Here is a 25,538-nt window from a genome sequence, read left to right on the forward strand (position 1 = left end):
ATGATTCAATGTGCAGTTTTGAAGGTATATGAAGAGAGGAGAGCTGTGTTCCAGAAATGGGATACGGCTTTTTTTGTGCCCATATAACTGGATTGGTTAAAATAATAAAAACTGGATATTTTCACAATGCCATTTATGCGTATAATGTAACCATCGGACGCACATCAATCCCGGGAAAACAAAACGATGCGCCGGAGAAAGGCGAAGAGAACGATGAAAGAGAACAGATACGAACTGAACAAACAGCTGGCACAGATGCTTAAGGGTGGAGTGATTATGGATGTAACGACACCGGAGCAGGCAAAAATCGCTCAGGAAGCCGGTGCATGTGCGGTTATGGCACTTGAGAGAATCCCGGCAGACATTCGCGCCGCAGGCGGAGTTTCACGTATGAGTGATCCGGGAATGATTCGCGGAATTCAGGAGGCAGTCAGCATTCCGGTCATGGCAAAGTGCAGAATCGGTCATTTTGTGGAGGCGCAGATCCTTGAGGCAATCGAGATCGACTACATCGATGAAAGTGAGGTTCTCAGTCCGGCAGATGATGTGTATCACATTGATAAGACGCAGTTTAAGGTTCCGTTTGTCTGCGGAGCACGCGATCTCGGTGAGGCACTCAGAAGAATCGCGGAAGGCGCATCGATGATCCGCACGAAGGGCGAGCCGGGAACCGGAGATGTCGTTCAGGCAGTCCGCCATATGCGCGCAATGAATTCAGAGATTCGCCGTGTGCAGAGCCTGAGAAAAGACGAGCTTTTCGAGACAGCAAAACAGCTTCAGGTCCCGCTCGATCTTTTGACCTATGTACATGAGAATGGCAAACTTCCAGTTGTAAACTTTGCGGCAGGTGGAGTTGCAACTCCGGCAGATGCGGCACTGATGATGCAACTCGGAGCAGAGGGCGTGTTTGTCGGTTCCGGAATTTTCAAATCGGGAGATCCGGTAAAACGTGCGAGTGCGATTGTGCAGGCAGTCACAAATTACAAGGATGCAAAGCTGATTGCAGAACTTTCGACCGGACTCGGTGAGGCGATGGTTGGAATCAACGAGCAGGAAATCAAGATCCTGATGGCAGAGCGCGGAAAATAGGATAAAACTTAAGGTAGAACTTAGGCGCTGGGGAAGGTAGCAGGCGAAAGCCAAAACAAGTGACAAAGGAGTGGCAAAATCATGACAGTAGCAGTGTTGGCTCTTCAGGGAGCATTTGCAGAACATGAGGAGATGCTTAAAAAACTCGGGGTGGAACATTTTCAGATTCGCCAGAAATGCGATCTGGAAAGACCGTTTGACGCACTGATTCTTCCGGGCGGAGAGAGCACGGTGATCGGAAAACTTCTTCGGGATGAGGGCATGCTTGAGGATGTGCGAACGAGAATTCAGGACGGTCTCCCGGTTTTTGGAACGTGCGCCGGAATGATCCTGCTCGCGGAGAAGGTCGAGGGCGGAATGCCCTGCCTTGGAACGATGCAGATTCAGGTTAAACGAAACGCCTACGGTCGTCAGCTCGGCAGTTTCTACACTGAAGAAGTGTTTGGAGAAATGAAAGAGCCGGTGCCGATGACATTTATCCGCGCTCCTTACGTTGAGAAGGTTTGGGGAAATGCACAGGCACTGGCTGAGGTGAACGGTCACATTGTGGCAGTACGCCAGGGAAATCAGCTTGTCACAGCGTTTCATCCGGAACTGAATCAGGATGTTCGGATTCATGAGTATTTCCTGAAACTGGTCGCTTCTGTTGGTAATATTCCATCCAATACTCTGAGCAAAGTCGGATGAACTCTTTGAGAGGTTTGCTCAAGTAAGACCGCTTGGAGTAGCAGAAAGCGACATCCCAGTGCGGATGAGACGGAAGCGCAAACAGGCTGATGTCATTTCGCTCAAGTGCATAAAATTCGGGGATAAAGCCACAGCAAAGTCCGGAGGATACAAAGTAGGCAATGCTTCCGGCATTTGAAGTCTCGAAGAGAACATTTGGTGTGATGCCTGCCTCCCCGAAGATTGCATCCGTCAGAAAACGACAGCTCGATCCCGGATACATCAGAACAAAGGGTTCATCTTGAAGCGCGGAGAGCTCGATCTCAGGAATCTGACCGGGAGAGCGAGAAATCGATTTGCTTAAGGGATGATTCGTCGGAAGTGCAACAAAAATCTCTTCTGAGTAGATTGTGTGATAGTTGCTGTTGATTTTCTGGCTGTCCCCGATCGTGAGAAAACCGAGGTCGAGTTTTTCATCAGCGATCAGAGACTGCTGGCGGTAACTGCTCATCTCAATCGGAGAGATCGAGACACCTGGAAATTTTTCCAGAAACCTCGGATAGACATGGGTAAACATGCGGATGCCACGACCGGGAGCGATTCCGAGGGTGAAATGTCTCGATTCGCTTCCGAGCACATCAGCGATCTGGTTGTAGGCGGATTCCTTCAGACCGAGGATTTCCCGGGCGGTGCGGACATAGATTTCTCCGACTTCCGTGAGTTGCCAGTTGTTCCGTGTGCGGAAAAAGAGAGGTGCGCTGAGATCTTTTTCCAACTTCAGGAGTTGTTGATTCAGCGCAGACTGGCTGATAAAGAGCTTTTCCGCCGCCCTTGATACATTTTTTTCATCTGCAATTTTTACGATATATTCAAGTTGTTTTAAGTCCATAATAATCTGATACTCTTTTCTGATTTTTATTTTCTTTATGTAAATCTAAGTTTTTTTGCTTTTTTATTCTTTCTGGTGTTCGCTTTTTACACATTGTTTCTGGTTCGTTGTTTCCTTCTGAGACCTTCAGAACTTCTTTCAGAATGTTTTCATTTTTTCTTTGTCTCAGCACGTTTTTTCTCCTTCAACTATATCGAAAAAAGCAAGAAAAAGTCAAGCAAATCCATGTATTTTCCCATGTATTATCGGTTTTTCTAATACCCGTATTAAAAGGAAATATTTTACACAAATCTCATCGTGGGATATAATCAAATCATACAAAGGTCAGACGCAACGAGCTTGAGAGTCGAAGAAAAAGACAGTTGCGTTTCACGAAAAAGGAGGAGTTGAAATGTCTGCACCGCTTTACATTAAGGTGAAACCGCAGGATAACGTAGCAATCGCGGTTCATGACATCCCGCAGGGAACTGAAGTAATGCCGGGTATTCATGCAAATTGTGACATTCCGCAGGCACATAAGATTGCCCTGCAGCCGATTCCGAAGAATGAGCCGATCGTTCGTTATGGCGTTGTTCTCGGATACGCAAAAGATGATATCCAGACAGGAGACTGGATCAATGAGCATATGGTGATTCTGCCGGAGAGTCCGGCACTGGATGATATGCCGTATGCAACTCACATTGTACCGAAGGAGGAGCTCCCGGAGCCGACTGTTACGACTTGGATGGGTTACAAGAACGAGCATGGTCCGGCAGGAACCAGAAACCTTCTCGGAATTATGACAACCGTACAGTGTGTGGCTGGTGTTGCAAAGGTTGCCGTTGAGAGAATCAAGAAGGAACTGCTTCCGAAGTATCCGAATGTGGATGGTGTTGTTGCGGTCACTCATCCATATGGCTGTGGTGTTGCGATCAATGCGCCGATGGCATACATCCCGATTCGTTCCCTTCACAACATCATTCATCACCCGAACTTTGGCGGTGAGGTCATGGTTCTCGGTCTGGGATGTGAGAAGCTGACTTATGAGCGTCTCATGGATCCGGAGGATATCACTCCGGAGAACTGCCTGACGATTCAGGAGTGCCACGGACATGATGAGATGATGAATCAGATCATGGCAATGGCAGAGAAAAAGCTCCAGAAGCTGAATCAGCGTAAGCGTGAACCGCTTCCGTTAAGTGAGCTTGTAATCGGTATGCAGTGTGGTGGCAGCGATGCATTCAGTGGACTGACTGCAAACCCGAGTGCCGGATATGCGGCAGATATGCTGGTTCGCGGTGGTGGTACCGTTATGTTCAGTGAGGTAACCGAGGTTCGTGACGGCGTTCATATGCTGGCAGCACGTTGCGTCAACAAGGAAGTTCGCGACCGTCTTGCTCAGGAGATGAAGTGGTATGACGACTATCTTGACGAGGGCGGTGTAGACCGTGATGCAAACCCGACTCCTGGTAACAAGAAGGGCGGACTTGCTAACATCGTTGAGAAGGCAATGGGTTCAATCGCAAAGTCTGGTACTTCCCCGATCGTTGAGGTAACAGGTCCTGGCGAGAGACCGACCAAGAAGGGTCTGATCTACGCAGCAACCCCGGCATCCGACATCGTGTGCGGACCGTCCCAGATTGCAGCAGGTATCGGCTTACAGTTATTCATGACTGGTCGTGGAACCCCGTATGGTCTGGAGATCGCTCCAGTTATCAAGGTATGTAGCCGTAACGAGATGAAGGATAACTGGTTCGATATGATCGATATCTCCGCAGGTCAGGTTGCAACCGGCGAAAAGACGATTGCAGAAGTTGGAACCCAGATCTTCAACTACATGATCGATGTTGCTTCCGGACGGAAACAGCCTTACAGCGATCAGTACGGATTCCACAATGACATGTGCATCTTCAACCCGGCACCGATAACCTGATGAGGAATCGGACGAGCGGATTGTGGATGAATATCATTGAATAAAGTGATTTCATACAATAAGATTTGATTTTATAAAATTTAAAGACAGCTGATTTCATGGACATACCCCACATTTTATGTCCGGAAGACAGCTGTCTTTTTTGTTTTATAGAAAAGAAAGTTGCCAGTTTGCTGAGTCACCTTGGAAGATTACTAGGATCAGATTCCTTGCGGTAAGCATTGCGAAAATATCGGTGTCCGTTTATAATGAGGAAAGTACATTGTTTGATGACATGCAAAATCATAAGAAAAAACAAATTTATAAGAAAATAAGAAATGGAGGTTTCAAATGGCTGAAACAGAGAAAAAAACGCCCGTCTATGTGGAAGACAGTTTTTCAGAGACTTGTTCTGCGATTTCCAGCGGAGTCATCACCTTTTTTCTGATGCTGATCACAACCGTATTTCCGCTGATCTACCACAATTCCTATATTGATATTCTGGAGACGAAATACAAGGCGTACTACATTCCCATGCTTGCGATGCTCGGAATCCTTTTGGTTCTCGGGCTTGTCATGATGCTGATTGATTTTAAGGAATGGGGAGGAGAGCACACGAAAGAGTTGTTCTCCAGTTTGAAACCCCAAAACTGGAAAGAGACGTTCTGTATCGCTGATGTGGCAGTTTTCCTTTTCTGGGTGATTGCGCTGATCTCGACGCTTCAATCTGACTACCTGTATGAGTCTTTCTGGGGAAATGAAGGACGATATTCGGGACTCTTTCTGCTGACAATCTATGTGGTTGTCTACTTTGTCGTGAGTCGTTTTTGGAAGGTTCAGGGATGGATTCTCCAGCTCTTCTTGATTTCCGGAATGATCATGTGCGTGATCGGAATCACCGATTACTTCCAGCTCGACCTTCTTGATTTCCGTGGAAAGATCAAGCCGGAGCAGTCGACGATCTTCACCTCAACCGTCGGAAACATCAACACTTACACCGCCTATGTGGCAATCATCATGGGATTTGCAGGTGCGCGTTTTACGCAGGAAGAAAATCGGTTCAAGATGATCTGGTACTATATCTGTATGACGGTATCCTTCTTTGCGATCATCATGGGATGCAGTGAGAATGCCTATCTTGCGATCGGATCAATGTTTGCGTTTCTGCCTTTCGTGGTGCTTAAAAGTCGTCGTGGAATCCTGCGCTATTTTGTGATGATTTCGACGTTTGTAACCGTCATTCAGTGTATCGACTGGATCAATCAGGTTTTTGCGGACATCGTCATCGGGCTCGACAGTCTGTTTGGAATCATCTCGAATTTTAATGGACTCTTCCCGGCAATGATTCTGCTCTGGGTGCTGACGGCGCTCTGGTACTGGTTTATGGTTAAAGGTGTGCAGGATTCGGATGTATTTGCACCTGGAAAACTTCTCAGAAGAATCTGGGGAGGACTTCTGATTGCCGGAGCGGTGGCTTTGATCTTCATGATCTACGATGCAAATGTGGGTGGAAATGGCGCTCGCTACGGCAGTCTGGCGGAGTATCTGGTGTTCAGCGACAGCTGGGGAACAAACCGTGGTTACATCTGGAAGGCATCCTTCCGTATGTATCAGAAACTCAAGCCGATTCACAAGTTGTTCGGCTTCGGTCCGGATACCTTTGGTATCATGACGACCGACAAGATCATGGCAGAGATGATCGATGCGACGGGTCAGATCTTTGACAATGCGCATAATGCCTACATCCAGTATTTTGTGACGATCGGACCGATCGGAGCACTCGCCTATGTGGTATTTCTGATCTCTGGAATCGGCAGAATCACGAAGAAGCGTGCACGAAGTCCCTATGCGCTTGCGTGCGCCGTAGCCGTGCTCTGCTATGTATGTCAGGCAATGGTCAATCTGGATCTCCCGATTGCGACCCCGATAATGTGGTTGCTGATGAGCGCCGGGATGGGGATTGCGGGAAAACGCAGAGAAAATTAAATCTGCCAGATATTAATAAAAAAGTAAATAAAACCTCAGAGTTTCCTAAAAAGGTGAGGTTGCGTTATTATTTACAGAATGATATACTGTATTGAGGTTTCCTGGGCTTTTCGCAGGAAAGATGCAATGGAAGGTTAGATAGAAAGAAAAGAAACATTATGAATAATTTTGAACAGTACAAAAGACTGATAAAGGTCGGATTTTCGGTGGTCCTGATTGCACTGCTTACAGGAGTATACGGAATGATCTGGACAGGCTGGTATAACAAAATCATCTGGGCCCCGTTTTTCAGACGGGGCAACTGGATGATGATTTTTATTTATGGACTCCTGCTGGTGTTCTTTATGCAGACATACGGCGGATTCAAAGTAGGCCAGCTCAAAAAGGGAAATCTGATTTATTCTCAGATTCTGTCTGTGATTTTTGCAAATATTGTTACATATTTTCAGATTTCCGTACAGCATAAGCACTTTATCACACCGGTGCCTCTGATTTTGGATCTGGTGGTTGGAGTGGTTGTGATTTTGGTCTGGACGCTTCTGTTTCAGTGGTTTTACAACAGCATGTTCCCGCCGAGAAGAATGCTCCTGATTTCCGGAGAACATTCCGATTATCATCTCGTGGAGAAGATGAATGCCCGAGAGGATAAGTACATGATCAGCGAGATCATCAGCTACCGCGTCGGGATGGAGCGCCTGAAGCAGGAGATCGCCAAGTATGACGGAATTATCGTCGGTGATATGCCATCCCATGAGAGAAATCTGATTATCAAATATTGTTTTTCACAGAGAATCCGCACATACAGCGTTCCGAAGATCTCGGATATCCTGCTTCGCAGTTCTGTGGAGTTGAATCTTTTTGATTCCCCGCTTCTGCTGTCTCGAAATACGGGACTTCAGATTGAGCAGGAATTCTGTAAGCGTGCGATGGATATCGTCGGTTCTCTGATTGCTGTGATTCTGACGGCACCGTTTTTCCTGATTATCGCGATCAGCATCAAGCTGACGGACGGCGGTCCAGTGATTTACAAGCAGACGAGACTTACAAAGAACGGAAAAACCTTTGAGATTTTTAAGTTCCGTACAATGATTCAGGACGCGGAGAAATACAGCGGAGCGGTGCTTGCTTCGGAGCATGACCCGCGAATTCTTCCGGTCGGACGTCTCTTAAGAGCGACCCGTCTCGATGAGCTTCCGCAGATTTACAACATTCTTCGTGGAGAAATGTCGATCGTCGGCCCGCGCCCGGAGCGCCCGGAACTTGCAGAAGAGATCGAGAAGGAGATTCCGGAGTTTTCCTACCGCCTGAAAGTCAAGGCCGGTCTGACCGGTTACGCACAGGTTTACGGAAAATATAATACGACTTCCTATGATAAGCTGAAACTGGATTTGACTTATATTCGCAATTACTCCCTTTTCCTGGATTTGAAGCTGATTATCATGACGCCGAAGATCATGTTTATGAAGGAAGCAACCGAGGGCGTAAAGGAATAGGGAGAGAAGCTCATAGCAAAAACTTTGGTGAAAAAATTTAGTAAGAAAATTCGGTAAGAGAATTTAACAAGAATCAAGAAAAGAATAGATTTGGCAAGAAGAGATAGGGAAATAGAATAGAAAACAAGCAGGAATTAAAGAATGAGAGAGACACCTGATATTCGTATTTTTATAGCCTGCCATAAGCCGACTTATGTACCGGAGAATCCTCTCTTGTATCCGGTACAGGTGGGATCGGCTCTGGCAAAATCGCATTTCGAGGGAATGCAACGCGATGATGAGGGAGACAATATCTCCGTGAAGAATCCGGAGTATTGCGAACTGACTGCCCAGTATTGGGCATGGAAAAATGTGAGCTGTGATTATTACGGCTTTTTCCATTACCGGCGCTATCTGGCATTTGACGGAGTCTGTCCGGTTGACGAGCAGGGACATTTGAAGACGGGAAAGGGAAGAAGACCGTACACGGAATTGGATTCGATTTGGGACGATTTGGCGCCGTACCGCCTGCACTCAGACTGGATGAACAGCCAGATCCGTCAGTATGATCTGCTCACAGTATTTCGGGAGAGAATCAACACGACGGTGTACCGACAATTTTGCCAGTATCATCCGGCGGAGACTCTCGACCGGATTTTAAATATTTTGAAGAGACGCTATCCGGAATATGCCGACTCGGCAGATGCCTACATGAATTCAAAAGAGATCTATTATATGAATATGTACATCATGAAGAAAGACCTCTTTCAGACGTATATGGTATGGCTGTTTGGAATTCTGGAGGAATTTGAGCAGGAAAATAAGAGTGCCGACAGGCCGTCACAGCCTCGTCTTATGGGCTACTTAGCGGAGCGTCTGTTTGGCATTTTTTATTTTTATCAGAGGGCAAACGGCGCAAAATGTGCGGAATTGCCTTATCTGAAATTTTATAACACAGAGCCGGGAAAGGAGGCAAGCACGTCCAACGTTCGGACATTTCGGCTGAAACCCACGAAATTAGAGATTAAGATTGATATGCGCAAATTGAACCGTATGTTTCCGGCGGGAAGCCTGCGGAGAGTGATCCTGCGCAGTATCTTTTTGCGATAGTAGATAGTTGTTACCGTTTGTGCAACGCATGAACGAACGGTAACGTTGATTGCAAGAAAAAGGAGCGAGTATGAATTTATTTTTGAAACGACTTGGCGGTTTTTACAAGTACCGTTTTCTGATGGAACAGCTGGTCACGAAGGACATCAAGCTGAAATACCGCAGAAGTTTTCTCGGATACCTGTGGAGTATCCTGAATCCGCTGATGATTATGGTCATTTTAGTTATCGTATTTTCAAATATGTTTCGATCCGATGTTACAAACTTTCCAGTATATTTAATTATTGGACAGACACTCTTTAATTTTATGAATGAGTCTACGACTCAGGCAATTTCGTCTATAACAGGAAATGCTTCATTACTTAAAAAAACATATGTACCTAAATATGTTTTTACAGTTTCTAAAGTGACAAGTTCCTTTGTAAATACATTATTTGCTATGGGAGCACTGGTAGTTGTTTTTGTAGTATGTAGAGTTACACCTAATATTTATTATTTGATGATTCCAGTAATTCTTCTTCAAGAGTATGTTTTTTGTTTAGGATTGGGTATGCTATTAGCTCAGGGATCGGTGTTCTTTCGTGATATTCAGTATATTTATAACGCATTGTTAACTGCATGGATGTATTTAACTCCTTTGTTTTATCCGATTGCTTTGTTGCCGGATGCGTTGAGGGATATTGTAGTTACATTTAATCCAATGTATTTTTTCATAACCGAATTTCGTCAGATTGTTCTGGAATGTAGAATGCCAGATCCGTATTTAATTATGGCAGGAACAATTTCTGCTATACTTGCAATTGTGATTGGAACGTGGGCATTCTTGAAAACTCAGGATAAGTTTATCCTTTATATATAGGGAGCAGTTATGAATAGCGAAAAGGATTGTATTATAAAAGTAAGTGATGCTACAGTTCGTTTTAATATGGCGTCAGAAAAAATTGATAATTTAAAAGAGTATTTTGTTAAGTTAGTAAGACGAGAACTAATGTTTCAGGAATTTTTAGCACTGAAAAATGTCAGCTTTGAAGTTAAACGAGGAGAAGCGTGGGGACTGATCGGAACAAATGGTTCTGGAAAATCCACTCTATTAAAACTAATCTGTGGAATTTTAAAGCCCTATAAGGGAACCGTTGATGTATACGGAAGCATCGCCCCACTGATTGAGCTTGGTGCCGGATTTGACGGAGAGTTGACAGCGACAGAGAATATTTACTTAAATGGCGCGGTTCTCGGATACAGCAAGGAGTTCATGGACAGTCACTATGATGAAATTGTAGACTTTGCAGAGCTCAAGGATTTCATGAATATGCCGATTAAGAATTATTCTTCTGGTATGGCAGCACGTCTGGGATTTGCGATTGCAACGATTGTACGACCAGAAATTTTGATTGTTGATGAAGTATTAGCTGTTGGAGATGCAGCGTTTCAGGAAAAATGTCAAGAAAGAATGCATGAAATGTTGGCGGGTGGAACTACGTTGTTATTTGTATCACATACAATGCAGACAGTTCGCCAGTTATGTGATCATGCAATATGGTTAAACAAAGGAACTGTTGTGATGAAGGGAGAGGCAGAGCCAGTATGTAATGCATATATGGATAGCTTGTCTGTTTCAGATAAATAACTGATAGATTATGAGAGGAACCATAATGGAAAATTGCAATATTAAGATATATGTGGTTTGCCATAAACCGTCTTATATACCAGAAAACCCATATTTGTATCCTATTCAGGTGGGAGTGGCATTGGGAAAAAAGCGTTTTGCAAATATGTTATATGATGATGTGGGAAATAATATATCTGAAAAGAATAAAAGTTATTGTGAATTAACAGCGCAATATTGGGCATGGAAAAATGATAATGCAGATTATTATGGTTTCTTTCATTATAGAAGGTATTTTTCGTTTGATCCGAATTTAAATCGCGATGATGGTTGGGGAAATATTGCCTATGATCGAATTACAGAAGATGTAATAAAAGAGCTGCATTTGAATTCGGATGAGATGAGTAAATTGATTACTCAATATGATATTATTTCGGTAAAGGGAAGAAAGTATCCTCGTATTCGGGATGAAGGAAAGTTGTTGGATGTCTATCATGAATATGGAAAAGACCCTTTTCAACATCGAGAAGACTTAGATAAAACGTTAAAAATAGTGTTGAATAAATACCCGAAATATAAAAAGGCTGTAGATACTTATATGTGTGATAACATAGCATATGAGTGTAATATGTTCATTATGAAACGAGAATTATATCAAGATTATTGTACGTGGCTTTTTGATATTTTAGGAGAAGTAGAGCATCAAATTGATATGACATGGTACAGCGTCAGAGAGTATAGAGTTATGGGATATTTGGCAGAGCGGCTGTATGGAATTTATTATACACACTTAAAAGAAAATAAAGATATTCGAAGATTAGAACTTCCCAAAACGCTATTTCACAATACAGAGCCGGAGCAGATATTGAAACCTGTATATAAAGAATGCATTCCTATTGTTTTGTCAGCAAATGATCAATTTTCCCCATACCTTGGGGTTATGGTGAAGTCTATTATTGAAAATGCATCTTCTGATAGAAATTATGATCTTATTGTATTGTTTAATGATATTTCTGAAAAGAATAGAAAATTAATTTTAGGAATGGCGAAAAACAAAAAGAATATTTCTATTAGGTTTGAACAGGTATGTCAGTATTTTGATAAATATAAATTATCAGTAACATACCACTTGTCAGTAGAAACATACTACCGTTTGATTATACCTGAAATTATGCCTGATTATGAGAAAGTGCTATATTTAGATGCGGATATGGTAACGGATGCGGATCTTGCGCATCTTTATGATATAGACATTTCAAGGTATATGATTGCAGCAGCAAAGGATATTGAGTCGGCAGGGCGCGTAAAGATAGATAAAGATTGGAATAACTATATTAAAAACGAATTAAAAATATCATCTGTATTTGATTATTTTCAGGCGGGAGTATTGGTACTGAATTTAAAAAAATTTAGAGAAGTGACAACTACTGAAAAGATGTTATCGCTTGCATCAGAACGGGCATGGCGTTGCCAAGATCAAGATGTGTTAAATATGATATGTAAGGATTCTGTATATTATTTGTCACAAGAATGGAATGTAATTATGAACTGGCAAAGAATGGGTCAGTCAAGAATGCAGATAATGGAATTAGCACCAAGACAATTATTTGAGGAGTATGTAAAGGCTAGAGAAAACTTGAAAATTGCTCATTTTGCGGGATTACAAAAACCATGGGAATGTGTAGATTGTGATTTGGCAGAGTATTTTTGGCATTATGCAAGATTGTCGGTTTTCTATGAGAAATTATTACTGAATTTAAAAGTAAATAATAAATCGGAAGATGGAACAAAAACGCGAATTTATAATAATGCATCAATACGAAAGAGTATTAATAAAATTTTTCCGATTGGTACACGTAGAAGAGAAGTTTTAAAATTAATTGCAGGAATAAAATAAGGATAAAAAATTCAAAATCAAAGGAGAAATATAAAAAATGAATAAGATTTTATCTGTTTCAATTGCAGCTTATAATGTTGCGAGTACACTGAGAGAGTGTTTAGATCCTTTTTTGGAATCTGAGGTTATGGAATTTTTGGATATTATGATTGTGGATGATGGATCAAAGGATAAGACGGCTGTGATAGCAAAGGAGTATCAGGATAAATATCCGGATAGTATCAGACTTATTCAGAAACAGAATGGTGGATGGGGTTCAACCGTCAATTCTGGTATTCAGAATGCGAAAGGAAAGTATTTTAAACAGTTAGATGGTGATGATTACTATGAACCAAAAGCATTGAATGAATTTATTGCTTATTTGGATAGTCAGTCCAGTGACATGGTGATTGCGCCGTATATTACATATGACAGTGAAACAGGGGCGGTAATTACCACGGAGAATTGCAATCCTGGATGTGAAGTGAGAAAGGTATTTGCACTGAAGGATGTAGAAGGTTTTTCTCCATTCATGCATAGTCTTGCAATTAAGACGGAACTTTTGAAAAAGGGAAATGTAAAAGTGACGGAGCATTGTTTTTATACAGACACAGAATTTGTGTTGAAAGCATGTAATCAGGCAGAAACAGTGTCTTTTTTTGATATGCCAGTTTATTATTATCGGAGAGCGGCAGTTGGTCAGAGTATGAGTCTGGGTGGATTTGAGAAACACTATATGGAACAATATAAGGTTATTGAGGTTTCTCTTGATTATTTACATACGGATGTAAAACGTGCAGAGGTCAAAAAGATATATGATAAGTTACTTGTAGGCACTTGTTGGTGGCAGTATTTGATTATGTTTTATATTTCGGTTACTCCAGAGCACAAACATAACTTAATTGCGTTTGACAAGATGTTAAAGGCAAAGGCACCGGATTATTATGATCAGATTCATTTCCGAGAGTTGGATATTTTGAGAAAAACGCATTTCTTAGGTTATTCTATTTTAGCACCATACAAGAAGAAAAAGGATAACCGTTTTACAGAGGATGGTCGTTTAGCAAATTAAAGGAGTATTACACAGATGAAGCAAAATCCGTTAATAAGTGTTGTCGTTCCTGTATATAAAATCCCAGAAGATTTTTTACGAAGTAGTATTGAAAGTGTTTTGAATCAGACTGTACAAGATTTTGAATTGATTCTTGTTGATGATGGCTCTCCGGATAACTGTGGAGAGATTTGTGATGAATATGCAAAAAATGATGCTCGTATTATTGTAATTCATCAGAAAAATTCTGGTGTAAGTGCTGCTCGTAATGCCGGTATTAAAAAGGTTAGAGGCAAGTATTTAACATTTTTGGATTCTGATGATCTCTTAAAGTCAGATGCATGGGAAAAGGCAGTGGCTTTATTTGAAAAATATCATGTAGATTGTATTGTGTTTGGGTGGGAGGACTTTTCAGCAGATGGAAAATGCCCTCATGTTGTAACAGAAAATATAACTCAATTAGATGCAAAAGAGGTTGTATACCAAATTGCTTCTGATAATTACAAATGTGGTGGCGGCTATCCGTGGAATAAAATTTGGAATGCGGATAATATTAGAAAAGCATATGGAAGCATTCCATCATTTACAGATGAGGTGTATACATATGAGGATAAACTATGGATTATAGAGACGCTTGAAAAATTGCAGACTGTTTTGCTTATTCCAGAAATTCTATATGAGTACCGTTTTTTGGCGTCAAGTTTAACTCAAGATGCAAGTGCATGGAAGAGACGTCAGTTTAATGCATATGATGCATATGATATCATTCTTAATAAATTAAGAGGAAAGAATATAAAGGCATACAAGGGCGCGATTAAATTTTATTTTGGATTCTGTTTTGTAGACGCACGGAATATGTATCCATATAGAAAGGATGATATTCAGCGTTTCAAAGATACGAAGAAAAGATTGCGTAAGTTGAGCAAACAGATTCGTCCGGGAGATTTACCTAGTTTAAAATACAATTTGGCATGGATATTTGTGCTGTTGTTTGGTTGGCTGTAAGTTTTTAGCGTAATTAGAAAGAATCGAGGAGTTATGAAAAAAAATTTTTTGCTTGATGATATAGCAAATAAAAATAAGAACTGTACAGGGTGTTCGGCGTGCTATAATATTTGTCCGATTGATGCATTGAACATGAAGGCAGATAAATTGGGCTTTTTATATCCAGATATTTCCGAAGAAAAATGTGTTCACTGTTGTTTATGTAGTCAGACATGTCCAATGTTAAATGCAAGAATAGAGAGTGAGGATCAAACTCCGATTTGCTATGCAGTTCAGGGGGAAGATGAATTACGAAAAAAAAGTTCTTCTGCGGGAGTATTTTCATTATTAGCTAGTGAAATATTAAACTTAAATGGGATGGTAGCAGGTGCATGTATGGATGAAACATGTACAGTTCGCCATAAGATAATTACCTCTTCGGAAAAACTTCAAGAGTTGCGAAAATCAAAGTATGTTCAGAGTGAAATTGGACTTATTTATCAGAACATTGAGAAAAGCTTAAAATCCCAACAGTATGTGTTGTTCAGCGGAACTCCATGTCAGGTCGCTGGATTAAAGTCATATTTAGGAAAAGATTACGAGAGATTATTTACAATTGATATTCTGTGTCATGGAGTACCATCTCAAAAAATGTTAAATGATTTTTTGAATGAAACAAAAAATGAATCTGCAGTAAATGTGGATTTTCGTGCTTCTCAGTTTGGCTGGAAGAAAAATTCAAAAAACATGTTAATTAAAAATAAAAATGAAGAAGAAAAAACTTGTTTATATCAGAATAATGAATATGAACAGGGATTTCACAACGGATTAATATTAAGAGAATGTTGTTATGATTGTGAATTTGCCGAAATACCAAGGCAGGGAGATATAAGTCTTGGAGATTTTTGGGGGATTGGAGATCATGACAAAACATTAGATGACGATATTGGCACGGGCGCTGTTTTGATTAATAGTAAAAAAGGAAAATGTTTATTCGAGCGAATTGAAAACTCTCTAAAAATGAAAAAGGAAGTTCCTATAGATTGGCTAAGAGATAATCGAATTCATGCAAAACGAGAAGGAAGTCCGTATCGAAAATACTTTAATTTTTTATATGAGAATGGAAAATTTACAGAATCTGTAAAAAAAGCACTTGCATATAAGTTTTCGATAGGAATTGTTGGACCATGGATGAATATCAATTGTGGAGGTGCATTGACTTACTTCGCTTTATATTCCACGCTGGTTGATATGGGTTATTTTCCGATTATGATTTCACAGCCGGAGGGATTGGTATGGGATCCTTCTCCAGAGTACTGCAGATATAAAGAAATTCCGTATCCGGAATATGCGATTGCCCCGATAAAAAAAGGGTATGCACAGCAACGTCAGTTTAATAATTCTTGTGATACTTTTATTGTTGGATCAGACCAATTATTTACGGGTGAAATGATGCGAATCCTGGATGGATATGCGGACTTAGAATGGGTTAATAACAATAAAAGGAAAATTGCATATGCCGCTTCATTTGCAAAGAAAAATTTTGACGGAACAGAAATGCAACGGGAACAACTTCAATATTTTTTGAAACGTTTTAATTCATTTTCTGTGCGAGAAGAGAGTGGTGTAAAATTAGCGGAAGAAGAATTGGGCATTCATGCTGAATGGGTGCTTGATCCAGTGTTTTTATGCGAAATGAAGCATTGGAATAAGCTGATACAAAATGGCAAGCAGAGAGTTTCAAAAACTCCATATGTTTTTGGATATGTTCTTGATCCTAACAGAAAAAAAGCAGATGTAATTAAGCAGGTGGCATCTGTATTGAATACAGAGTATTATGCTGCATCGGATGTGTGGAACGAACCAGATACAATCGCACAAATGTGGGACATTCCTACATTGGATAAGATTGGAAATGAAGAATTACTAGCACAAATAAAAAATAGTGAATATGTGGTGACAGATTCGTTTCATGGTGTATGCTTTGCGATTATTTTTCATAAACCATTTTCAGTCATTATAAATAAAGAGCGAGGAGCCAGTCGCTTTTATTCAATTCTTAAATTACTGGGAATTGAAAATAGAATCATAGATTTGAAAAATGATTTAGACATTAAGACTTTTACGGAAATCATTGATTATGAGAATGTAGAACTTAGACTTTATAAAGAAAAGGTAAGATGTATTTCATGGTTGAGAGACGCAATTGAACAGCCGATTGATAATAAAAAAATTACAGATTATGAAATGGCTTGCAATTATTGCGATCGAACTCAACAAATTATTGAAAAAGATTTAAAGTGGAATATAGATTCTTTAAATGGAAGAGTAGACTGGCTAATTGGTCATACTGATCAAGCAGATTCAGATCTGTTAAATACAGATTTGAAACAGTGGGAACAATTAGAAGATCATAGAAAACGTTTAGATGGTTTGGATATAGTAGCCAATAGCTACGATCAAAAAATAAATGTTTTAGATGTAACGGATCAAAAGCAATGGGAGCAGTTAGAAGATCATCGGAAACGCCTAGACGGTTTAGACCTTATTGTAAATAAAGTTGGTGTAACGGATCAAAAACAGTGGGAACAATTAGAAGATCATAGAAAACGTCTGGATGGTTTAGATTCACATCAGAATGAAGAAAAAATACTTATTCAGCAATTAATGTTGAGACAACAGGACTATGAAAATAGAATAAAAAATTTGGAAACATCTTTTTCGTTTAAAATTGGAAGAATAATTACGTATTTGCCAAGAAAACTGGTTAGCATTTTAAAAAGATAATATAAACAGTATATATGAGCGGAGGGATTATAAAAATATTCAGAGAGGGTTGAATAGGATTAATACGAAGTATTAATCCCAGAATAATATGAAAAAAGTATTACAGCGACAATATATTTATCTATTATGTGTGTTATTAATATCGTGGATTATATTTTTACAACTAGAAATCGGTGATGGGTATGAGAAAATAGAACAGATTTTCGAGATGGAAACGAAATATATGCTTCTTAATGTTATTACAATCTATATGCTGATTTTTTGGCTTGGTGTTATAAGCAATCATCTGGGAATTGTTTCTTTAATATGCAGTACTTTGTTTTCGTTTATTGCGATATTAAATTATCATGTAATAGCGTATAGAGGGCTTCCATTAACTTTTTTAGATGTTTATAATGCGGGAATGGCTGCAGATATTGGAAGATCATATGCTGTTATGGTGAATGAGTTCACAATAAAGATATTTTTATTATTTATTGTAGAACTGGCAGTAGGAATATTTATTGCCATTCAGGAACGGAAGAATAAAATTTGTTGGCGTAAGATGTCTGTACGCAATATTGTTTTCTTTTTTGGAACAATTATATGTGTATATGCAGGGTATTTAGCAGTAAATCCTATTAAACCCAAAGTGACAATAGGATGGCTTTGGAGTGAGGCTTATCATAAGTATGGATATTTGGCATGTTCAATTGAAAATGGGAGCCAGATGAGTAATGTGGTAAAAGAGCCTAAAGAGTATGATGAAAGTATAATCGATAATATAACTGTTCCCAAAGAACAAGAAAAAGATGAATTAAATCCAGATATTATATTGATCTTGAATGAGACTTTTTGCGACTTAAAGGAAATTACAGATTTAAAGACCGATGTAGACTATTTAAAAAATATTCATCAAATGGAAAATTTGATTCAGGGGCAGGTGGTTGTTCCAGTTGCAGGAGGTGGAACAAACAAATCTGAATATGAGTTGCTTACAAGTAATTCTATGGAATTAATGAATACAAGTAGCACAGATCCATTTAATATTCTTAAATTAAAAAATGCGAACAGTGTTGTCAGCATTTTGAAACAAAAAGGTTATCAAACATTAGCGTCACATTCCGAACCAGGTACAAATTATTCGCGTTCAACTGCATATCCCAATCTTGGATTTGACATTGTTCATTTTCAAGATGATTTTAATAAAGAGTACTATGGTGACCGATGGTATGCTACAGATGAGAGTTTATATAAGAGTTTAACGCAGTGGTATGAAACTATGGGTGAAAATCCGCGTTTCTTATATTTATTGACAGTACAAAATCATGGCGCTTGGGATATGAATCCGCCAGAACGGGATTTAGTCCATGTAATTGATGGTGTATCTGAAGACCAAAAAGAAAAAGTGAATGAGTATTTATCTTGTATTGCTATGTCGGATCAAGCTTTCAAAAATTTAACGGATTACTATTCAAAGGTTAATAGACCGGTGATTATTTGTATGGTGGGAGATCATGCGCCGGCATTTGCATTAGAACTTATTGATAGTAAGTATAATGAAATGGAAGCGGCACGGAGGTTAAGAACAGTTCCTTTTTTGGTGTGGAGTAATTTTGAACTAAAAAATGCACAAGAAGAAATGATAAGTATGAATTATGTTGTGCCTACTATATTAAAATGGTCAGGCATTAATAATTTATCATATTATTACAACTATATGTTATCAATGAAGAAAAATCTTCCCATTGTTAGTAGTTACGATGCATATATCGATGTAAATAATAATATTTATCGCTATGAAGAAGAATCTCCCTATACAAACTTAATAAATGGTTATTTATATATGGAGTATAATAATTTGGAAAAACCGAGAAGGCAGGAGTTGTTTGAAGTTACACAATAGTTTTATTATATATATCGATAAGGGTAAATGGAGATTAGCTTAGATAAGAAATATAGAAATACAATTTTCTAAAGCAATGAACAATGATGCTCCAAATGATGATGTAAGAATGATAACAAAAACTGGTTATTTAGTTATATCATTATTTGGGGCTTTTGTTGATTTAAATATTGATAAAAAGGCGGTGGATGATGAACAATAAAGAAACCTATAATCGCATGCTATATATTGATATATTGAATGTGGTTTCGTGTTTAGCTGTTGTATTTTTACATACAAATGAAATGTTTTGGGCATTTAGTTATGAACCATATTGGATTTCTGCAAATATTATTGAATGTGTTTTTTATTATGCGGTACCGGTGTTTTTTATGATAACAGGAACAACTTTAATTGATTATAGAAAAAAATACAATACAAAAGAGTTTTTTTGTAAGCGAATTTCAAAAACAATTATACCATTTTTAATATGGAGTATTATAGCCGTTTTTTATTACAAGATTATGAAAAAGACGAATCTCACTACAGATTCTTTAAATGCGATACTTGATGGAATTATTAATACCAAATATGTTCCAATATACTGGTATTTTATTTCATTAATACCAGTATATTTAAGTATTCCTGTACTATCATTAATTCCTGATGAGCAAAAAAAGAGTGCTTATTTTTATATAGTTATTTTGACATTTGTTTTTAATTCGTTGATACCGTTAATTTCTGAAATTACTGGAAATAGATTTGTATCCAATCCAGGTTTAAGAATGCCTTTGGGAGGTGGGTATTTATTTTATGCTTTATTAGGATATTTATTGTCACATAGTGATCTAAAGAGATATAAAAAGTGGATTTATTTATTGGGAATAGTAGGTTTGACTATACATATTATAGGTACTTGGTATTTATCGTATAGAATAGGAGATATTGGTCGAACCTTTAAAGGCTATTTAAATGTGCCGTGTATATTATATTCTATAGCAGTATTTACATTTTTTAAGGAAAGAGATTATGGAAAATGTAATTTTAAGATATTTAAATTTGTAAAATATTTTAGTGGTACAACATTTGGAATTTATTTAATGCATTGGTTTATCCTCGATATTTTTAAGCAAGTGACAGGTGGAAGATTCTCAAAAATGTTGAGTTATCGTATTGTTGGAGCGATAATTATTTTTAGTATTTGTGGTATATTTATAAAAAATGTTCAAAAAAATAAAATTGTTAAGAAAATAATTTTCCCATAAAGGAGATCCACTATTGACAACACCTGTTCTTTTTGGCATAGTGGGAAGAAGTGATGAAATGTTTATTTTCAGGAGGAAAAAATCATGTATGATTATCTGATAGTAGGAGCAGGTCTCTACGGCGCTGTATTTGCCCGTGAAGCCGTGAAAAAGGGGAAAAAGGTGTTGGTTATCGACCGTAGACCAAACATCGCAGGAAACGTCTATACGGAGGAGATTGAGGGCATTAATGTCCACAAGTATGGCGCACACATTTTTCACACCAACAACAAAAAAGTCTGGGACTATGTGAATCAGTTTGCAGAGTTCAACCGTTTCACAAACTCTCCGGTTGCAAACTACAAGGGAGAGCTGTATTCCCTGCCATTTAACATGTACACGTTTAACAAGATGTGGGGAGTTGTGACTCCGGAAGAGGCATTTGCAAAGATTGAGGAGCAGAAGAAAACTGCCGGAATCACAGAGCCGAAGAACCTTGAGGAGCAGGCGATCAGCCTGGTTGGAACAGACATCTATGAGAAGCTCGTAAAGGGTTATACCGAAAAACAGTGGGGTCGTCCGTGTTCAGAGCTTCCGGCATTTATCATCAAGCGTCTGCCGGTTCGATTCACGTTCGACAACAACTATTTCAACGCGCTCTATCAGGGAATTCCGATGGGTGGTTACACGAAGATGGTTGCCGGCATGCTCGATGGCATTGAGGTGAAGCTGGGCGTTGATTATCTGGAAAATAAGGCAGAGTATGATGCGATGGCAGAGAAGGTAGTTTACACCGGAGCGATTGATGCTTATTTTGATTTCTGTCTGGGAACACTGGAATATCGTTCTGTGCGCTTTGAGACAGAGGTTCTCGACAAGCCGAATTTCCAGGGAAATGCAGCTGTGAACTACACCGATGCAGAGACACCGTGGACGAGAATCATTGAGCATAAATGGTTTGAGTTTGGCACTCAGCCGAAAACGGTTATCAGCCGTGAGTACAGCTCCGAGTGGAAACCGGGGGATGAGCCGTACTACCCGGTAAACGATGAGAAGAACGGTGCGATGTACGAGGAGTACCGCAAGCTGGCTGAGAAGGAGAACAAGGTGATCTTTGGCGGTCGTCTCGGCGAGTACAAGTACTACGATATGGATAAGGTAATCGAGTCTGCACTGAACATGGCGGAGAAAGAGCTGTGAATGGAAAATTGCCCTGTGGATGTGATTAGAATGAGACAGATACATAGGACAAACGCGAAAAGGCGACAACAAAAGAAATAGAAGTAGATAAAAAACAGATAAAAAAACAGAGAGCTTCAAACGGACGAATCAAAATGTCGTCAATTGAGGCTCTCTGTTTTTCTGCTTCATGGAATCGTGAGTCGTGAATAAATGAATCAGGTCAGGCATCTAGTGAATCGAAAAGATCGGAGTCATAGAACTCCCGGATGGAAACTCCAAGTGCATCCGCGATCCGGTTGATATTGACGATACCGGGGTTACGGCTTCTTCCGCTGAGAATGTTTTTGTAGGTTGTCGGTGGCATTCCAGCGAGGAAAGCATTGCGATAAGCGCTGATTCCTTTTTGTGCACAGAGCTCTCGGATACGGCAGTTCGTGGCTTCACAGATATTCATACAGATATCCCCCTTTATTCATTTATATATATCATTCATCCTGATCCAGATTGTCAAAGACATCGGAATTGTAGAATTCTCGAATGGAAACTCCGAGTGCATCTGCAATCTTGTTGATATTGACAATTCCGGGATTTTTGCTTTTTCCGTTCAGGATGCTTTTGTAAGTGGATGGGGGCATTCCTGCGAGAAATGCAGTTCGATAAGCAGTCTGGTTCTTCTCTTTACATAGTTCCCGAATTCGGGTGCTGGTTGCTTCACAAATAGTCATCCGTCGTCTCCTTTTTATGGTAATTTTAGGATAAATTTCCATCTGAAAGGGTCGACATATCGTCCTATTTTGCGATTTTATGTCGAAAAACTGCATAAATATTCTATAAAAATGTCTTTGCTTGCAAAGACGCCTGCGAATACGCTGATTTTTGCCTGCCTATACTTATTATGCTTACGTTGCACTTGCCCTAGTCCTATTTTCAGCCCTTGAATAAATCTTTCTCATAATGGATTCCACATGAGGTTGGGAGAAGTTTGTGCACCGGGAGGCGTTTCGGGTTCCCATTTCTTTTAACTTTTGAGGTGTGGCAATCAGAGTGAGAAGTCCCTTTGCGAAGCTGTCGACATCGTCGGCTTTGCGGATCATGATACCGCCGGAGCAGAATTCAAGATTGCCTTCCGAGCGTGATGGAGTTCCCATCAGATCCTGATTTCCACGAATATCGGAGCAGAGCACCGGACAAGAGCAAGCCATCGCCTCGAGAAGTCCCATCGGAAGCCCTTCTTGATAGGACGGGAAAACATAGAGATCGCATGCCTGACAGAGATCTAAGATATCTTTTCGATAACCGGCAAAAAGGACGATGTCCGTAATGGAAAGTTTATTTGCAAGTTCCTTGAGATAGGTGTCGAGTTTTCCGTGACCGCAGATTACATAGCGAACAGATGAGGTGAGTGTGCCGTCCTGTCGGAGTTTTGCGAGCGCTCTGAGAACCGTCTCATGATTCTTGCGTTTGATAAGCTCCCCGGAGGAAAGCAGAAAAATCGCATTGTCTGGAATCCCGAGCTCTCTGCGCTTTTGAAGATTCTTTTCTTCGCTGTATTCCGGAATTCGATTTAAGTCGATTCCGGCTCCGGGAATATAGTCGACATAGCGCGCATGAAAACAGCGTTTTGCGCGATGATAGTCCTCCTGATTGATGCAGAGCTGTTGGAGGGTAAAACGCGACAGAAAGCGTTCCATCGGGTAATAAAAGAGCCAGTTGACGAGGTGTGCCCCCTTAAAAAAATGGAAGCCGTGAGCTGTGTAGATCACCGGACCGGTATGCGTGTGGTGGGAGGCAAGGCGAGCCATGACGCCACCCATCGGAGTGTGGCAGTGAACCAGAGAAAAGGATTCGTCTCTCATCACCTGGCAGAGCTGGCGGAAAATTTTGATGTTGGATGGATCAAAAGGACTGCGGACGAAATCAATCTGGTGGCGGATGATTCCAGTTCCATCAAGGCGATGGTTGTCATTGCCGTAAGATGGCATGTTGTAGTTTGTGGCGTAATGAACTTCATAGCCCATTTCCTGAAGGATCCGAACATTGTTCATCTCAAATTGCGGGACAAATCCGCTCACCGTAGTGATGAGAAGTGCCTTCTTTTTTGCATTGGTAGTAGTTGTATTGCTCATGTATATCGAACCTGAACCTTTCTGTTGTGGTTATTGTATCTATTGTATCATATATGTGCAAACGCGTGTTGACGCACTCATCTTCCTGCTGACGCAGGTATTTGCTTTTCTATTGCGCCCATTATATCATAATTCTGAAACAAAATAAAAGGCGGAGCATGAACTTGAAATTTTGTGGAAAACTTGCGTGAGACTTGCTTGTGGAAAACGACTCTGATATGATGGAATCACGATGTTGAGGGAAAAAGAGATTCTTGAAGAAGTGGGGATAAGGAGACAGAAAAACGTTTGTGGAGGACAGGATTATGATAAAAAAGTGGGAAGTGTTGGAGCGAAAGACCGTTTTGAAAGATAAGTGGATCGATATTGAGGCGAGCAAATGCAGACTATCTGACGGAACGGTGATTGAGCCGTTCTATGTGAATCACATTCCAGATTTTGCGGTAATTGTTCCTGTAACGGAAGAGGGAAAGATCGTGCTTGTGCGCCAGTATCGTCACGGTGTCGAGGAGGTTCTTTTGGAGCTTCCGGCGGGATGTATGGAGCCGGGAGAAGAGCCGGAAGTCTCTGCGCACAGAGAGCTTTCCGAAGAGACCGGATATACGGGAGGAGCCTGGAAATTCCTATTTAAGCTCTGCCCAGATGCATCGAAATCGAGCAATTACGCATGGTGTTTTGTGGCAGAAGGAGTCAAAAAAACGCAGGGTCAGCACCTCGATGAGACGGAGGAGCTTGAGATTGTCGAGATGACGATTCCGGAAGTGAGAAAGGCATTAAGAGAAGGAAAGTTTGTGCAGGCGGTTCACACTGCCGTGCTCTATGCATTTATATGTGAGTGTGAATGAAACACGCACGAATGAAGGCGCACGCCAAATTTTTTTGTGTTGATTTGAAATAAGCCTGTAATTTGTTGTTTATATGTGTTTATGATAAGAAATATAAAAGTAAAAATGCCGGTGTTCAGGTTGAATTTATAACCTATGCACCGGCATTCTTTTTTTGTTTATTTGTTTACTGTCTACTTATCATTTGACTGCTTCTGCTGTTTCTGAAGCTCTTCGATTTCTGCGAGATATTTCTTCTTTTCTCCAAGTAGATCCCAGATCATATCATGCATCCAGTCGATCGTCTCCTGTTGTTTAACTGCTTCGGATTCCATCTGGGCGATGCGATCTTTATAGTGTGTCGTGACCGCACAAAATTCACATAAATTCTTTTCTGTGATAGGGGTTTCCGATTTTAAAACCTGAACGAGCATTTCAATGAACCGGGAGTTGCTTGGACGTTTCTGATTGTCGGAATCCGGACCGCAGAAAAATTCTCTTCCGCCACTTTTCCAGATCTTCTCAATCATCGTGCGAAGATTTCTCTCCACACATTTCAGACTTGTATGATGGAAATCTGCAAGTTCAGGATAAATGCATTTGGTGATGGAATTCAAAGATTCCGGGTGTTCGAGAGCAATCTCGACAGCACTGATACAGAGTTTGTATCCGCTGTAATGTTCACCGACACCGAACTGTCGGAGAAGAGTTTCTAGTTCTGTTTTTCTTTCGTACATGACAAAGCCTCCGCTTTCTGCTATTGCAATCTTATATGGTTCATATCTGGAAATCAAACAGAAGCGATCGACATTTTTCGACTGGCACTTCCGGAGCATGGAGATTGCAAAATGAATTTTTGGTATGCTCTGAGTCTCATTAAATCAGACCGGA

At 40.3% G+C, this 25,538-nt stretch carries 22 protein-coding genes; 16 read left to right on the top strand and 6 right to left on the bottom strand.

Annotated elements, in window-relative coordinates; translation table 11 throughout:
- Nucleotides 1-213: 213 nt before the first annotated feature.
- Together pdxS and pdxT are read left to right on the top strand one after the other, a co-directional pair.
- Nucleotides 214-1,089, top strand: coding sequence for a pyridoxal 5'-phosphate synthase lyase subunit PdxS (gene pdxS / locus AC4EVX_RS01260; RefSeq protein ID WP_308451510.1), 876 nt, complete (start codon nucleotides 214-216; stop codon nucleotides 1,087-1,089).
- 81 nt (nucleotides 1,090-1,170) lie between these two features.
- Nucleotides 1,171-1,776: a pyridoxal 5'-phosphate synthase glutaminase subunit PdxT gene (gene pdxT, locus AC4EVX_RS01265; protein WP_490159401.1), complete on the top strand. Its 606-nt coding sequence runs from the start codon at nucleotides 1,171-1,173 to the stop codon at nucleotides 1,774-1,776.
- Here pdxT and AC4EVX_RS01270 read toward each other — a convergent pair.
- Both AC4EVX_RS01270 and AC4EVX_RS01275 read right to left on the bottom strand, forming a co-directional pair.
- Entirely contained in the window at nucleotides 1,664-2,644 is a 981-nt protein-coding gene (locus AC4EVX_RS01270; protein ID WP_490159402.1) for a LysR family transcriptional regulator, read from the bottom strand. The two genes, pdxT and AC4EVX_RS01270, sit on opposite strands and share 113 nt — an antisense overlap.
- Nucleotides 2,625-2,816, bottom strand: a complete 192-nt coding sequence (locus AC4EVX_RS01275; RefSeq protein WP_308451513.1) for a hypothetical protein — start codon at nucleotides 2,814-2,816, stop codon at nucleotides 2,625-2,627. Before AC4EVX_RS01275 ends, AC4EVX_RS01270 begins: the two co-directional genes overlap by 20 nt.
- Before the next feature lie 219 nt (nucleotides 2,817-3,035).
- On the opposite strand from AC4EVX_RS01275, the gene garD reads away from it, so the two are divergent.
- From garD to glf, 13 genes are all read left to right on the top strand, one after another.
- A complete protein-coding gene (gene garD, locus AC4EVX_RS01280) occupies nucleotides 3,036-4,556 on the top strand; it encodes a galactarate dehydratase (RefSeq protein WP_308451514.1) in 1,521 nt (506 codons plus the stop codon).
- A 330-nt stretch (nucleotides 4,557-4,886) separates the two neighbouring features.
- Complete coding sequence (locus AC4EVX_RS01285) at nucleotides 4,887-6,521, top strand: O-antigen ligase family protein (protein ID WP_490159403.1); 1,635 nt, start codon at nucleotides 4,887-4,889, stop codon at nucleotides 6,519-6,521.
- A gap of 158 nt (nucleotides 6,522-6,679) precedes the next feature.
- Complete coding sequence (locus AC4EVX_RS01290) at nucleotides 6,680-8,014, top strand: sugar transferase (RefSeq protein WP_490159404.1); 1,335 nt, start codon at nucleotides 6,680-6,682, stop codon at nucleotides 8,012-8,014.
- A gap of 141 nt (nucleotides 8,015-8,155) precedes the next feature.
- Nucleotides 8,156-9,103, top strand: a complete 948-nt coding sequence (locus tag AC4EVX_RS01295; protein WP_308451517.1) for a DUF4422 domain-containing protein — start codon at nucleotides 8,156-8,158, stop codon at nucleotides 9,101-9,103.
- 70 nt (nucleotides 9,104-9,173) lie between these two features.
- On the top strand, nucleotides 9,174-9,962 hold the full coding sequence (locus AC4EVX_RS01300; protein ID WP_308451518.1) for an ABC transporter permease: 789 nt from the start codon (nucleotides 9,174-9,176) through the stop codon (nucleotides 9,960-9,962).
- A gap of 9 nt (nucleotides 9,963-9,971) precedes the next feature.
- Nucleotides 9,972-10,730 (top strand): ABC transporter ATP-binding protein, encoded by a 759-nt coding sequence (locus tag AC4EVX_RS01305; RefSeq protein ID WP_308451519.1) that lies wholly within the window; start codon nucleotides 9,972-9,974, stop codon nucleotides 10,728-10,730.
- 25 nt (nucleotides 10,731-10,755) lie between these two features.
- A complete protein-coding gene (locus AC4EVX_RS01310; protein ID WP_308451520.1) occupies nucleotides 10,756-12,606 on the top strand; it encodes a DUF4422 domain-containing protein in 1,851 nt (616 codons plus the stop codon).
- Between the two features lie 37 nt (nucleotides 12,607-12,643).
- Entirely contained in the window at nucleotides 12,644-13,657 is a 1,014-nt protein-coding gene (locus AC4EVX_RS01315; RefSeq protein ID WP_308451521.1) for a glycosyltransferase family 2 protein, read from the top strand.
- Between the two features lie 15 nt (nucleotides 13,658-13,672).
- Nucleotides 13,673-14,641 (top strand): glycosyltransferase family 2 protein, encoded by a 969-nt coding sequence (locus tag AC4EVX_RS01320; RefSeq protein WP_308451522.1) that lies wholly within the window; start codon nucleotides 13,673-13,675, stop codon nucleotides 14,639-14,641.
- 33 nt (nucleotides 14,642-14,674) lie between these two features.
- The gene (locus tag AC4EVX_RS01325; protein ID WP_308451523.1) at nucleotides 14,675-17,407 is read left to right on the top strand and encodes a polysaccharide pyruvyl transferase family protein; all 2,733 of its coding nucleotides are present in this window, start codon (nucleotides 14,675-14,677) and stop codon (nucleotides 17,405-17,407) included.
- 208 nt (nucleotides 17,408-17,615) lie between these two features.
- Nucleotides 17,616-19,292 carry a sulfatase-like hydrolase/transferase gene (locus AC4EVX_RS01330; RefSeq protein WP_308451524.1) on the top strand — a complete coding sequence of 559 codons (1,677 nt, stop codon included), beginning with the start codon at nucleotides 17,616-17,618 and terminating at the stop codon, nucleotides 19,290-19,292.
- Nucleotides 19,293-19,480: 188 nt separating this feature from the next.
- Nucleotides 19,481-20,536, top strand: coding sequence for an acyltransferase (locus AC4EVX_RS01335; RefSeq protein ID WP_490159405.1), 1,056 nt, complete (start codon nucleotides 19,481-19,483; stop codon nucleotides 20,534-20,536).
- 84 nt (nucleotides 20,537-20,620) lie between these two features.
- Complete coding sequence (gene glf, locus AC4EVX_RS01340) at nucleotides 20,621-21,715, top strand: UDP-galactopyranose mutase (RefSeq protein ID WP_490159406.1); 1,095 nt, start codon at nucleotides 20,621-20,623, stop codon at nucleotides 21,713-21,715.
- A gap of 202 nt (nucleotides 21,716-21,917) precedes the next feature.
- Here the strand turns inward: glf and AC4EVX_RS01345 are convergent, their stop codons facing one another.
- From AC4EVX_RS01345 to AC4EVX_RS01355, 3 genes are all read right to left on the bottom strand, one after another.
- Nucleotides 21,918-22,151, bottom strand: a complete 234-nt coding sequence (locus AC4EVX_RS01345) for a helix-turn-helix domain-containing protein (protein WP_308451527.1) — start codon at nucleotides 22,149-22,151, stop codon at nucleotides 21,918-21,920.
- Nucleotides 22,152-22,182: 31 nt separating this feature from the next.
- Nucleotides 22,183-22,422 carry a helix-turn-helix domain-containing protein gene (locus AC4EVX_RS01350; RefSeq protein WP_308451528.1) on the bottom strand — a complete coding sequence of 80 codons (240 nt, stop codon included), beginning with the start codon at nucleotides 22,420-22,422 and terminating at the stop codon, nucleotides 22,183-22,185.
- A 174-nt stretch (nucleotides 22,423-22,596) separates the two neighbouring features.
- Nucleotides 22,597-23,823: a glycosyltransferase family 4 protein gene (locus AC4EVX_RS01355; protein WP_308451529.1), complete on the bottom strand. Its 1,227-nt coding sequence runs from the start codon at nucleotides 23,821-23,823 to the stop codon at nucleotides 22,597-22,599.
- Nucleotides 23,824-24,128: 305 nt separating this feature from the next.
- Here AC4EVX_RS01355 and AC4EVX_RS01360 point away from each other — a divergent pair, with 305 nt between their 5' ends.
- Nucleotides 24,129-24,668 (top strand): NUDIX hydrolase, encoded by a 540-nt coding sequence (locus tag AC4EVX_RS01360; RefSeq protein WP_308451530.1) that lies wholly within the window; start codon nucleotides 24,129-24,131, stop codon nucleotides 24,666-24,668.
- A gap of 173 nt (nucleotides 24,669-24,841) precedes the next feature.
- Here the strand turns inward: AC4EVX_RS01360 and AC4EVX_RS01365 are convergent, their stop codons facing one another.
- Nucleotides 24,842-25,384 carry a sporulation initiation factor Spo0A C-terminal domain-containing protein gene (locus tag AC4EVX_RS01365; RefSeq protein WP_490159407.1) on the bottom strand — a complete coding sequence of 181 codons (543 nt, stop codon included), beginning with the start codon at nucleotides 25,382-25,384 and terminating at the stop codon, nucleotides 24,842-24,844.
- Nucleotides 25,385-25,538: the final 154 nt, after the last annotated feature.

The sequence above is a fragment of the Brotaphodocola sp. genome (genome assembly GCF_983179755.1).